Raw genomic sequence first — 13,498 nt, 5'->3', positions numbered from 1 at the left:
TTTATTGGCTACTAAATTCCCTATAGGCACCAAATTTTGCTTTATCTATTCTATATTCTGTATCACTAATTTTTGTGATAATCACACTATCACAATCCATTAGTTGTAATCTGTGCATTGTTGCTAACTCACCTTCTTCTAAATTCAATAATTGACGAAGAAGCCAATCAGCAAGAGCAGAATTAGGATTAGTCATTAATGCTTTACCATTCTCTTGACAGATTTTAGCGTTAAGAAGTTTTCCATCAGGAGTTTTTAAATCAAAAGATTGATCTCTTGGTGGAAAAAAATCAGGATAGTCATCCCTGATAAATGAGGGAACAGGAATATAAACTTCATCAGCATTACGTTTTCGACCATTTGCATTCCACTGATTTAATCCACTATGTTTAGGGACATCATTATTTCTAGTTGAGTAAAGTGGCAATACAATTTGTTCATATTGATAAGATTGCATTTTATGTTCTTTCTCTATAATAGATTTTAGATTTAATAACAATTGATAAGGTTCGGAAATAATTTTTATTGGAATGCTATGATAATTTTCAGGAACGATAAACTTTTTAAACAAAGTACTTTTAGAGTAGTTATAGATATAATTATTTTTATCATCTTGAAATATTAAGCTACTTTTAGTACATCTTCCTAACTTAATTTTCTCTAAATTTATTAAATCATAATTTTCTTCAAAAATTCTAAGTTCATTCTCTTTTCTTGATACGAGATGATAAATAGCATCATCAACATTATACATTCGTCGAGCAAATAAAATTCTTTCATTTCTAGCAGTTGCAATCATTCTTGCTAGCTCTTCAAGATCTTTACTATTAAAGCTTGATGAAAGCTGATTAAACTCAGCAATTTTTTCAGAGCTAGAATTTCCAGTACATATAAATGTTTTTAATCCAACACCAATATTTTTACCATTTATATCAAGCAATGCATCAAAAGCAGTATCATCTCTACTTAAATTTTTAGCTTTTAAAGCATAACAGAATAGATTTTCCGCATTTCTATAATATAAATAAGGCACATTGCTATCAGAAAATAACCCTGATAATGAAGATATCATCTTTAATAATTCTATGTATTCAGAATTTATCTTTAAATATAACATTTTAAAGAACCTGTAAAAATTTTTCAGCTACACGCTTAACTAGAGGCATAGTTACGCTATTTCCTGCTTGCATATAAAGCTTACTTTTTGCAATATTTGGCATAATAAAGTTATTCATATCATAGCCTTGAAATGCAAAACATTCTTTGGGTGTTAATTTTCTAATACCAAAATTATCAATCCTTAATGGTACATTATGCCCTCCAGTTCCCATATTCGCAGTCAATGTTGGGCAAATACCATTCTTATTTTCACGAACATAAATCCTACGCCATTGATAAAGCGTATCTTTTGATTTCATTTCCTCTTTTAATTGAGAAATATATTTTGATTTATCGTAGTAATAGCTTTCATCTTGTCTTTCTTGTTCAAGAATATCGTGAATTGTTCTTGTTAAGGTTATTTTTTCAGGGAATGTAAATTGAGAATAATCTAAATTACTTATTTTATTAAAAGCCACAATAAAAATACGCTCTCTATTTTGAGGAATATTGGCATATTCACAACTATTCATTACTTTATAGAAAACTTGATAATTTAATTTATTTTCTAATGTATCTAAAATGACTTTAAATGTATTACCCTTATCATGAGAAATAAGATTCTTCACATTTTCTAAGAAAACAATTTTAGGGCGATGCTTAGCAATAATTTGCTCTATATCAAAAAATAGAGTACCACGACTATCAGAAAATCCTTTTTGATAACCAGCGATAGAAAAAGCTTGACAAGGAAAACCTGCGCAAAGGATATCAAAATCTTCAGGAATCTGAGCTTTTACTTCGGGTTTAGTAATATCACCAAAAGGTTTTATTCCATGGTTTGCCTCATAAGTTTTTTGAGCATTTTCATCCCATTCACTTGCAAATACACATTCACCACCAAGTTCTTTAAGTGCAAAATGAAAACCTCCAACTCCGGCAAATAAATCAATAAAGGTAAATTTCTTGTTCATATTATCAATATTTTCTTGAAATAAAAAATTTTATAGATTATAGCAAAATTATCCAGTAATAAATACTGGATAAAGCAAGAAAAATACTAATTTGAGGTATGATTTTTATACAACATAATAAAACCAAGCACACCTAAAGGTAAAATTAAGTCAAATAATGAACCGTCATTACCCCAAATTAGGTTAGCGAAAATCACCATAGAACCGCCAATAGCCCAAGCGATTGTGGTTGGAACAGACCAAACAATCATTTGTTTTTTCACATCGCTAATGCCCATCATACGGTTTACTACCCAGAATAAACTGTCGTTGAAATAACCGAAGAAAAGTGATCCCATTGTGGCAGCTTGTGCAGCAAGTAACATATTCACCCCCGGAATTTGCGCTAAAATCGGTGCTGAGATAGAGGCAGCGGTAATCATCGCCACGGTGCCAGAACCTTGAATAAAGCGAACAAGTGTTGAAACAATAAAAGGAATTAAGATAGGGGAAATAGGTAAAGCTGCTACTTGTTTGGCTAACTCAGCCCCTGCGCCACTTTCGCGTAATACCGCACCTAATGCACCACCGGCACCTGTTACTAATAAGATAATCCCTGCCGTTTTTACCCCTTCTTCTAAATGAAGTGCGGTGGTATTTTTATCTACATTTGGCAAGAGTGCATAAACAGAAATTAATACACTAATTGCCAGAGCGATGATTGGATGCCCAAGGAAGACAAAGGTTTGATAAATTACGTTATGTGATAATTCTGGAGCGCTTTTAGCAATTAAATCTAAAATCGCTTTAATAAAAATTAACACGATAGGTAATAAAATTGGCAGTAAAGAAAGCCCTAAACTTGGTAAATTTTTCTTTTCACGACTTTCAATGTAGTCATCATATTTTTGTTTAAGTTCTTCTTGAGTGAAAACCTGTTGATTAAAGTCAGGATATTTTTTATCAAGCCATTTTGCATAGAGAACGATACCAATAACCGGAAATGCGGCCATTGACATACCAACCAATAACATTGCCCCAATATCCACATTAAATAGCCCAGCAACGCCTAAAGGACCTGGTGTTGGCGGCACAGTATGGTGCGTGACCACTAGTCCTCCTGCAAGTGCAACGCCGAGTGTCAGTAGAGAACGTTTACCATTTTTAGCTAAAGCTTTTGCTACGGGGTATAAAATCACAAAGGCAGAATCTACAAAAATGGGGATACTCACAATATAACCGGTGATCGCTAATGCCCATTCTTCCTTTTTCTTCCCAAGTATTTTGATAAAACTATATGCCATTTTTTCGGCCGCACCCGATACTTCTAAGATGCTTCCCATCATTACGCCTAAACCGATCACAATTCCGATTCCCCCTAAGGTGCCACCAAATCCTTTGGAAATCGCCCCTAAGGTTTCTTGAGCCGTCATTCCACCAATTAATCCAGCAATGGAGGACGCAATTAACATCGCAATAAAGGCGTGAACACGGGTTTTCAGAACTAAATAAACCAGTACAAAAACAGCGATAATTAAGCCAATGATTGGCGTAGGTAAACCAAACATATTGTCTCCTTACATATCGTATTGAATGAATTGATGAATGACGGATTTAAAATCCTTATCTGCTTTAAAACCTAATGCCAACGCTTTATGGTTATCAATGTGCGCAGGCCAACTTGCTACAATGTCATTGATTTGTGGATCAAATTGGTATTTAACATACTGTAAAATGTCTTGACCTTTTATTTCCGCAAGATTAGCTAACATTTCTTTCACTGAAATGCTAAAGCCGGGTAAATTCACAATATGCCAATTCCGTTCTGGTAATTTGGCTAATTGTAAACAATGAATGAAGTTATCCACGACAGTATTAGGGCTAGAGAGCCATAAACCGAGATCGTCTGAAACGGGACAAATACTCTCTTCGCTATGTAACGGTTCACGCATTATGCTACTTACAAATGAAGATGCCGCTTTATTCGGTTTACCCGGACGAATACAAATGGTGGGTAAACGTACTACTAAACCATCGACAAAGCCTTTACGGCTATAATCATTAATCAATAGCTCACACATTGCCTTTTGTGAACCATAAGTAGATTGTGGTGTTACGGCTGTACTATCAGTAATCACCGTAGGTAATTCACCACCAAATACTGCTAAAGAACTGGAGAAAATAAAACGAATATTAGGGTTAGTTCTCCGACATACTTCTAATAAATGACGAGTAGCAAGAAAGTTAATTTCATAACCTAAATCAGGATCTTGTTCTGCGTGGCTACTCACAATAGCCGCCAAATGAAAAAGTGCGGTGGTTTTTGTGGTAATGATTTCCTCTAGCCCCTGCGGTTGACGTAGATCCATTTCGATACAACGTACTCTTGAATCATTATTTGGCGCAATAGGTTTGACGAGATCAATTAATACCAGTTCTTCAATAGGAAGTCTGGTTTGTGTGAGTAAGGCTTTTGCTAAGCGTTGTCCAAGGAATCCTTGCCCGCCAGTAATGACGATTTTCATTGTGCGCTCCTTTTATGAGAAGTGGATACATATTCAATTGCGACGAATAAATTAAGAGGCAAATAATGCTCGGTATAATAAAGCGGCTAAACAGGCGCCGATTATGGGGCCAACAATAGGCACCCAAGCATAGTCAAAATGCGAACGCCCTTTATTTTTAATAGGTAAGCAGTAATGCACTAATCGCGGCATAAAATCTCTTGCTGGATTAATTGCATACCCTGTCAGACCGCCAAAAGACATTACGCCCCCTGCTACCGCAGCAAAGACAAAAAACATTGCCATACCATTAGCTGGAATTTGATGTCCTAAGGCAAATAAGATGAATAATAATGAGAAGGTGGCAACGGCTTCAGACAGACAGTTACGCCAATTATTTTGGTTAGATGCAATGGTTGCAAACACACCTAATTTGCTATTTTCATTATCTTCTTCATCTAAATGATCTTTAAATAACAGCCAAATTATTACCGCACCAATAAAAGCACCAATGCACTGAGCGAGAATATATCCTGCGACTAAAGATGCAGGGAAACGCCCTACTGCCCAAAAGCCAATGGTAACGGCAGGATTAACGTGCGCCCCAGTTAGCGGCCCAAAGATAACAGCAATAGAAACCATCGCTAGTCCCCAACCACAAGCGGCGACAATACCACCACTACCGTACATTCCTGATTTTTTTAAGGAAATATTGGCGCAAACGCCTAACCCTAATACCATAAAAAAGGCCGTTCCTACCAATTCACCAAGGTAAAGGTTCAAATTTTCCATAATGACCTCCTTCTGCAAGAAAAATAGATGCACCTTACAGCACATCTATTCACCGATTATTCCAACTCAACAATGCAAGTTACTTGGCTAGAATCAAGCCCCGTAATACGCAAGGGTGCATTAATAAACTGCACAATCTTCGCATTATGTGGTAGCTCAGCTAGGTGCATATCTTCAATCACCGTAGTAAAACGTCCGGTGTGATAGCCTAAAATGGCTTGATGGCAATGTTTCGGATTTTCACTGTCTGGTATGCGTGATGATGGTGAACCTAAGGCGAGGAAATCAATACCAACACCTTTCAAATTTGGAAAAGTATCAGATAAATATTTTCCTGCGCTGGTGGCAATATAAGGGCCTTCATTTTGATAAAGTGCGGGATTTTCTGTACGATATTTTTCAAATCCTGTACGTAAAAAAGCAAAAGAGACTTGAGATAGCATCTCAGCATAAGGTTCTAGATCTTCTTTAGTGATCCCTTCTGCCTCTCCTTTGGGTATTTCAATTAATGCGACTTTTTTGTGGCAAAAATAATCTATCGGTAATTCATTAATGCTCAACCCATCCTTTACAAAATGACGTGGGGCATCCATATGTGTGCCACAATGATTCGGTATTTCACTAATAAAACTACTAAATGGACAGTCTTCCGTAACATCTGTACATCTTGTTACTTTTACGACAGGTTCTCCTGGCCAAGCGACGTCTTTCGGATCAAGAGGGTGAGATAAATACATAAACATAGTTGTCTCCTTATATTGGCTAAATGACAAGATGAAAGCACCCAACGCACTGGCTTTCACCAGTACGAAAATAAATCTAATAAGAGAATGAAAATCTGATGTACTAACTAGTTATGGCGATAAGGAATAAACCAGCCTAGCCCTTCTTCTGTGTTTGCTCTTGGTTTATATTCACACCCGATATAGCCTTCATAACCCATCGCATCTAACTTATCAAAGAGGTATTGATAGTTAATTTCTCCTTCATCAGGCTCAACGCGATCGGGAACAGAAGCAATTTGGATATGTGCAAATTTACCCGCCAGTTTGTCCGTTAAGCGGGATAAATTGCCATCTACATTTTGTGCGTGAAAATAATCTAACTGAACAAACACATTATCGCGATTAACCAATTCAACCACTTCTAACGTATCGTATTGGCTTTTCAGTAAGTAATTGGGTTTGACTTCCGGGCTAAGTGCCTCAAGTAGTACCTTAATGCCATAAGGCTTAAATTTATCCGCCGCATAGCGTACATTTTCAATAAATATCGCTTTATACGCTTCACGTTCTTTCCCCTCAGGAACAACTGCTGCCATAACGTGAATATTCGGACAATGTAAGGTAAGGGCATATTCCAACGCTAAATCAATATCACGGCGTGCATCATTTTCTCGCCCTGGAATTGCTGCAATGCCCCATTCCCCTTGGCTAACATCACCTGCTTGCGTGTTAAATAACACTTGTTTTAAGCCAAATTGATCTAAACGTTGTTTTAATTCTATGGCTGGATATTCATAAGGCCACAAATATTCTACATATTTGAAACCGGCTTTAGCTGCTGCTTCAAAACGATCTAAAAATGGCACTTCGTTAAACATCATTGTAAGATTTGCTGCAAATTTCGGCATAATTATTTTCCTCTGTTTTCTAAATCTTTTACTTCCATATCAGTGAGATAACGGATATTTTGTCCTTGTAAGATAAAGAACAGTTTGGCGGTCTCTTCTAATTCTTCCGTGTTATCCACCGCATCAACCAAGCTCGTTCCCGTCACAACAACACCGTGATTAGCAAGCAAAAAAGCGTTGCCTGATAAAGCTCGCTCCCCTAATTCACGCGCAATATTTACATCACCGGGGCGATAATAAGGAATTACAGGTAGCTTACCGACTCGCATAACATAATAGGGAGTAAAGGCACGCATTGCGTTGGTTGGATTTAATCCCTCCAAACAAGAAAGTGCGGTTAAATAAGTGGAATGAAGATGAACAACTGCATTACATTGCGGATTGTTCTGATACAGCGCCAAATGAAACACATATTCTTTAGAAGGTTTATCACCAGCCAGCCAATTACCTTGCATATCTACAATAGAGAGTTTTTCAACATCTAATCGACCTAAAGAAGAGCCTGTTGGCGTTACTAAAATCCGATTTTCATCTAAACGAACAGATAAGTTTCCAGCCCCACCCACACTATAACCTCGTTCATAAAACGAACGGGCAAGATTTACCATTTCAATTTTTTGTTCTCGTTCTGTCATACTGCCATTCCTTGTGCTAACTCAAAGAAATCCACTTTGCCGAAATTACCCGATTTCAACGCAAGATAAATAGGTTCTTCCAGCGCTTTTAGCCAAGGCACACCCGGAGCAATTTGTTTACCAATATGGAAGCCACTAAAACCAAGTTGTTGCACCACGATACTTGAGGTTTCGCCTCCAGCAGTAATGAAATTGGTCACCCCTGCATTTTTGAATTTTTTAGCTAAACGTGCGAAGGTTTGTTCAATCGCGTGGCTAGCACGTTCTGCACCAAATTGCTGCTGAATGGCTTTTAACTGCTCGGGTGGCACGGTAGCGTAAATCATAGGTGCGAATGACGACTGCAAATTTGATATCGTCCATTGATATAAGGTATCTACATAATCAGGCTGATGAATAGCCTGTTCTACATTAAGAAATAAGTGCGGTGCTTTTTTCTGATAATTTTCCACTTGTTGATTAGTCATTACAGAACAAGAGCCAGATAACACCACCGTTTTTCCTTTTTGTGGAACAAATGCGTTTTCTCCTTTCTTTCCTCCGCTTAAACGTGCCGCCATATAAGTGCCTAATCCTGAACCGCCTGTTACTAATTTGAACTCAGCAACAGCTTCTGCCAGCACAGCAAGTTGTTGATTATCTACCGCATCAACCACCGCATAGCGGTAACCTTGTTGCTTTAATTCAGCAAAGCGTGCTTTAACCTGTTCACTGCCTTGAATCACATCTGCATAAGCTACTAAGCCTGTTTTTCCTTGTGCCTGGGCATCCATTAAACGTAACAAATTGGCATCTTTCATTGGCGTAATGGGGTGATACCGCATCCCCGATTCATTGAGTAGCACATCACCTACAAACAGATAACCATTGAAAATAGTTCTACCGTTAATCGGCAATGCTGGCGTGATCACGGTAAAATCATCATTTAACGCATTCAACAAAGCATCAGTTACCGGACCGATGTTCCCTTTTGCGGTACTATCAAAGGTGGAACAATATTTAAAATAAAACTGTGAGCAGCCATTTTGTTTTAACCAATCTAATGCGTGTAACGATTGTTGAATTGCTTCCTCAGCTGGATTGGAACGAGACTTCAAACTAATCACAATGGCATCAACGCTGTCTTGCAAAGGTTGTGTTGGTACACCATTCATTTGCACGGTGCGAAGCCCATTTTCAACAAGGAAACTGGCAATATCGCTCGCGCCAGTAAAATCATCTGCAATCACCCCTAACATCTTAATTCTCCTCTTTTTTTGGCAAGGTAATGCCACTAAAAATTTTGATGACCGCACTATCATCTTCTTTACCATAGCCTGCATTACTCGCTTCGGTAAACATTGAATAAGCGGTACTCGCTAAATGAAGTGGAAAATGGAGGGATTTCGCAGTGTCATTCACTAAACCCAAATCTTTAACAAAAATATCAACCATTGAAAGTGGTGTGTAATCCCCCTCTACAACGTGTTTCATTCGATTTTCAAACATCCACGAATTTCCTGCTGCATTGGTCACAACATCGTACATCAATGCAAGTGGAATACCTGCTTTCGCAGCCAACGCCATTGCTTCAGCACCTGCGGCTATATATACCCCCGCTAAAAGCTGATGAATAATTTTTACCGTTGCGCCTAACCCAATTTCTTCACCAATGTTATAAACCTTACCGGCAACGGCATCTAACACCGGTTGCAATTTATCAAAAGCCTGTTTTGAACCTGATGCCATCACAGTCATTTCCCCTGCACTTGCTTTTGCTGCACCACCAGAAACTGGAGCATCTAGCATTAACAAATCTAATTCTGTTAATTTTTGTGAAATTATTTTTGCATCTTGTGCAGAAATAGTAGAAGAGACCATCACTGCTGTTCCTGGTTTTAAATACTGAGCTAAGCCATTTTCCCCAAATAATACCGCATTCACTTGTGTAGCATTGACCACCAATAAAATGACAGCATCTAATTGCTGTGAAAAATCCACCGCACTTTGACTCACCGCTTTCGCACCATATTGTTTTAAGGTTTCTAAGGCGGCAGGGTTGAGATCTACACCATAGGTATTTAACCCTGCATTCACGCAAGATTTCGCTGCGCCCATTCCCATCGCACCTAAGCCAATAACTGCAACTGAATAATTTTTCATTCCCATTCTCCTCTGCAATAATGATTAAGATGCAAGTCATTTTACCTATTCTGAAATAAAAAACTGCGACAAAGATCACAATATTTAACATTAAATGTTAAATATTGTTAATTCATTAAATAGGATTTTTCTGAGAAAGACTTTATAATAGGGGAAATTAATCCTTTCGGAGTATGTGATGATTCCTGCAGAGCGACAAAAACAACTGCTTAATCTTATTCGACAGCATAATATTATTAGTATCGCACAATTAGTCGAAGCACTTGGCGTATCCCATATGACAATCCGCCGAGATATTCAAAAACTAGAGCAAGAAGGGCGTGTGGTTTCCGTTTCTGGTGGTGTAAAATTATTAGAACATTTATCAGATGAACTTACTCATAATGCAAAATCTTTACTCTCTACATCACAGAAAGAAAATATCGGTATTTGTGCCGCCCAATCCATTCCACAAAATACAACAATCTATTTAGATGCCGGCACGACAACGCTGGAAATCGCCCATCGAATTATTGATAGGGAAGATCTCTTGGTGGTTACCAATGATTTTATTATCGCAGATTTTCTAATGAAAAATGGACAATGTGAGTTGATACACTGCGGCGGAACGGTAAATAAATCTAATTATTCTTCAGTGGGTGAGTTAGCAGCCCAACTCTTAAGGCAACTGGCTATTGATATTGCCTTTATTTCCACCTCCTCTTGGAATTTAAAAGGGCTTACTACACCAGATGAAAACAAACTGCCAGTGAAGCGCGCGATTTTGCAATCTAGCCAACGGAAAGTTTTAGTATCAGATTCGTCTAAATACGGAAAAAGTGCAACCTTTCATATTTGTGCATTAAATGAATTTGATCGAATTATTTCCGATCAGGATTTATTAGACAATGCACAAAAAGCCATTCTAGAAATGAAAATTAATTTAGCATTAGTGTGATCCTATGCCTTAATCAATAATTTATTTGAGATATAGAAGATAAGGTGATTTTCCTTTTTCTATAATCGTTTAAAATGAAAATAAGACAAGGTGACAGCGACCGCTACGTACAACTAATACATACATAAGGGGCTAGTAATAACCATATTATTTTTATTTGAAATGACTATAGCCTATTCATTCTCACTGATACTTATCTGCTTTTATCCCCTCTAAATACAAAAAACGCCACTGAGTTCCCTCAATGGCGTTCTTCTTTCATTCAAAACCTGGCGGTGCCCTACTCTCACATGGGAAGCTCCCACACTACCATCGGCGTTACAGCGTTTCACTTCTAAGTTCGGCATGGATTTAGGTGGGTCCACTGCACTAACGCCGCCAAGATAATTCTTTCGCTTATCTAAAGCTTATCTCTCTTATCTACAGACTTCAAAGCCTTACGCTCTAAAATCTCTACTCTTTCAATCAAAAACAAGCCAAAACCCTTGAGTGTTGTATAGTTAAGCCTCTCGGGCAATTAGTACTGGTTAGCTCAACGACTCACATCGCTTACACACCCAGCCTATCTACGTCTTAGTCTCAAACAACCCTTACCAACTTAAAGTCGGGGAGAACTCATCTTAAGGCAAGTTTCGTGCTTAGATGCTTTCAGCACTTATCTCTTCCGCATTTAGCTACCCAGCAGTGCCTCTGGCGAGACAACTGGTACACCAGTGATGCGTCCACTCCGGTCCTCTCGTACTAGGAGCAGCCCCTCTCAATTCTCCAACGCCCACGGCAGATAGGGACCGAACTGTCTCACGACGTTCTAAACCCAGCTCGCGTACCACTTTAAATGGCGAACAGCCATACCCTTGGGACCTACTTCAGCCCCAGGATGTGATGAGCCGACATCGAGGTGCCAAACACCGCCGTCGATATGAACTCTTGGGCGGTATCAGCCTGTTATCCCCGGAGTACCTTTTATCCGTTGAGCGATGGCCCTTCCATTCAGAACCACCGGATCACTATGACCTGCTTTCGCACCTGCTCGACTTGTCTGTCTCGCAGTTAAGCTTGCTTATACCATTGCACTAACCTGACGATGTCCGACCGTCATTAGCAAACCTTCGTGCTCCTCCGTTACGCTTTGGGAGGAGACCGCCCCAGTCAAACTACCCACCAGACACTGTCCGAACACCCGTTTCAGGCGCTTCGTTAGAACATCAAACGTTAAAGGGTGGTATTTCAACAACGACTCCACGATAACTGGCGTTACCGCTTCATAGTCTCCCACCTATCCTACACATCAAAATTCAAGGTTCAGTGTCAAGCTATAGTAAAGGTTCACGGGGTCTTTCCGTCTAGCCGCGGGTACACCGCATCTTCACGGCGATTTCAATTTCACTGAGTCTCGGGTGGAGACAGCCTGGCCATCATTATGCCATTCGTGCAGGTCGGAACTTACCCGACAAGGAATTTCGCTACCTTAGGACCGTTATAGTTACGGCCGCCGTTTACTGGGGCTTCGATCAGGAGCTTCTCTTTCGATTACACCATCAATTAACCTTCCAGCACCGGGCAGGCATCACACCCTATACGTCCACTTTCGTGTTTGCAGAGTGCTGTGTTTTTAATAAACAGTTGCAGCCAGCTGGTATCTTCGACTGGTTCATGCTCCATTCGCAAAGAACTTCACACTACGCCAGCGCACCTTCTCCCGAAGTTACGGTGCTATTTTGCCTAGTTCCTTCACCCGAGTTCTCTCAAGCGCCTGAGTATTCTCTACCTGACCACCTGTGTCGGTTTTCAGTACGGTTTAGTAAAGCCTGAAGCTTAGTGGCTTTTCCTGGAAGTGTGGTATCAGTTACTTCAGCTCCTTAGAGCCTCGTCATCATCTCTCTGTGTTGACAGTAGACCGGATTTGCCTAGTCTACCCACCTACCAACTTAAACGTACATCTCCAACAGTACGCTAACCTAACCTTCTCCGTCCCCACATCGCAGCTTTACCAAGTACGGGAATATTAACCCGTTTCCCATCGACTACGCTTTTCAGCCTCGCCTTAGGGGCCGACTCACCCTGCCCCGATTAACGTTGGACAGGAACCCTTGGTCTTCCGGCGAACGGGTTTTTCACCCGTTTTATCGTTACTTATGTCAGCATTCGCACTTGTGATACGTCCAGCAAACCTCTCGATTCACCTTCTTCCGCTTACACAACGCTCCCCTACCCAACAATCTTTCGATTGATGCCGCAGCTTCGGTACTATATTTTAGCCCCGTTACATCTTCCGCGCAGGCCGACTCGACTAGTGAGCTATTACGCTTTCTTTAAATGGTGGCTGCTTCTAAGCCAACATCCTAGCTGTCTAAGCCTTCCCACTTCGTTTCCCACTTAATATAGATTTTGGGACCTTAGCTGGCGGTCTGGGTTGTTTCCCTCTCCACGACGGACGTTAGCACCCGCCGTGTGTCTCCTGTGCAGTACTCTTTGGTATTCGGAGTTTGCATCGGTTTGGTAACCCGGGATGGGCCCCTAGCCGAAACAGTGCTCTACCCCCAAAGGTATTCACACAAGGCTCTACCTAAATAGATTTCGGGGAGAACCAGCTATCTCCCGGTTTGATTGGCCTTTCACCCCCAGCCACAGGTCATCCGCTAATTTTTCAACATTAGTCGGTTCGGTCCTCCAGTTAGTGTTACCCAACCTTCAACCTGCCCATGGCTAGATCACCGGGTTTCGGGTCTATACCTTGCAACTAGCCGCCCAGTTAAGACTCGGTTTCCCTTCGGCTCCCTTATTCAGTTAACCTCGCTACAAAA

Annotated in this window: 11 protein-coding genes and 2 rRNA genes (1 of these 13 only partly in view); 1 reads left to right on the top strand and 12 read right to left on the bottom strand. The window is 39.9% G+C overall.

Annotated features, from left to right (window positions below; translation table 11 throughout):
• Position 1: 1 nt before the first annotated feature.
• From L5B90_RS07350 to ltnD, 10 genes are all read right to left on the bottom strand, one after another.
• Positions 2 to 1,117: a restriction endonuclease PLD domain-containing protein gene (locus tag L5B90_RS07350; RefSeq protein WP_265762505.1), complete on the bottom strand. Its 1,116-nt coding sequence runs from the start codon at positions 1,115 to 1,117 to the stop codon at positions 2 to 4.
• Position 1,118: 1 nt separating this feature from the next.
• Positions 1,119 to 2,072, bottom strand: coding sequence for a DNA (cytosine-5-)-methyltransferase (dcm, locus tag L5B90_RS07345; RefSeq protein WP_265762504.1), 954 nt, complete (start codon positions 2,070 to 2,072; stop codon positions 1,119 to 1,121).
• Positions 2,073 to 2,158: 86 nt separating this feature from the next.
• Positions 2,159 to 3,619 (bottom strand): GntT/GntP/DsdX family permease, encoded by a 1,461-nt coding sequence (locus L5B90_RS07340; protein WP_265762503.1) that lies wholly within the window; start codon positions 3,617 to 3,619, stop codon positions 2,159 to 2,161.
• A gap of 9 nt (positions 3,620 to 3,628) precedes the next feature.
• A complete protein-coding gene (gene denD / locus L5B90_RS07335; protein ID WP_265762502.1) occupies positions 3,629 to 4,576 on the bottom strand; it encodes a D-erythronate dehydrogenase in 948 nt (315 codons plus the stop codon).
• 51 nt (positions 4,577 to 4,627) lie between these two features.
• Positions 4,628 to 5,347, bottom strand: a complete 720-nt coding sequence (locus tag L5B90_RS07330; protein WP_250351201.1) for an MIP/aquaporin family protein — start codon at positions 5,345 to 5,347, stop codon at positions 4,628 to 4,630.
• A gap of 56 nt (positions 5,348 to 5,403) precedes the next feature.
• Entirely contained in the window at positions 5,404 to 6,090 is a 687-nt protein-coding gene (locus L5B90_RS07325) for a cyclase family protein (protein WP_265762501.1), read from the bottom strand.
• A gap of 107 nt (positions 6,091 to 6,197) precedes the next feature.
• Positions 6,198 to 6,980: a 2-oxo-tetronate isomerase gene (gene otnI, locus L5B90_RS07320; RefSeq protein ID WP_265762500.1), complete on the bottom strand. Its 783-nt coding sequence runs from the start codon at positions 6,978 to 6,980 to the stop codon at positions 6,198 to 6,200.
• A gap of 2 nt (positions 6,981 to 6,982) precedes the next feature.
• On the bottom strand, positions 6,983 to 7,615 hold the full coding sequence (gene otnC, locus L5B90_RS07315; protein WP_265762499.1) for a 3-oxo-tetronate 4-phosphate decarboxylase: 633 nt from the start codon (positions 7,613 to 7,615) through the stop codon (positions 6,983 to 6,985).
• Positions 7,612 to 8,853, bottom strand: coding sequence for a 3-oxo-tetronate kinase (gene otnK / locus L5B90_RS07310; RefSeq protein WP_265762498.1), 1,242 nt, complete (start codon positions 8,851 to 8,853; stop codon positions 7,612 to 7,614). Before otnK ends, otnC begins: the two co-directional genes overlap by 4 nt.
• A 1-nt stretch (position 8,854) precedes the next feature.
• Positions 8,855 to 9,763 (bottom strand): L-threonate dehydrogenase, encoded by a 909-nt coding sequence (ltnD, locus tag L5B90_RS07305; protein ID WP_265762497.1) that lies wholly within the window; start codon positions 9,761 to 9,763, stop codon positions 8,855 to 8,857.
• 172 nt (positions 9,764 to 9,935) lie between these two features.
• Between ltnD and L5B90_RS07300 the strand changes: the two genes are divergently transcribed.
• The gene (locus L5B90_RS07300; protein WP_250364608.1) at positions 9,936 to 10,694 is read left to right on the top strand and encodes a DeoR/GlpR family DNA-binding transcription regulator; all 759 of its coding nucleotides are present in this window, start codon (positions 9,936 to 9,938) and stop codon (positions 10,692 to 10,694) included.
• Between the two features lie 267 nt (positions 10,695 to 10,961).
• On the opposite strand, the gene rrf is transcribed toward L5B90_RS07300, so the two are convergent.
• Together rrf and L5B90_RS07290 are read right to left on the bottom strand one after the other, a co-directional pair.
• Positions 10,962 to 11,077, bottom strand: a 5S ribosomal RNA gene (gene rrf / locus L5B90_RS07295).
• Between the two features lie 113 nt (positions 11,078 to 11,190).
• Positions 11,191 to 13,498, bottom strand: a 23S ribosomal RNA gene (locus tag L5B90_RS07290) (it continues 591 nt past the right edge of the window).

It is taken from the genome of Avibacterium sp. 20-129 (assembly GCF_026226845.1).
Classification (GTDB): domain Bacteria; phylum Pseudomonadota; class Gammaproteobacteria; order Enterobacterales; family Pasteurellaceae; genus Avibacterium.
Note: the sequence above shows the minus strand (reverse complement) of the source record. Positions and strands in the feature narration are given on the sequence as shown.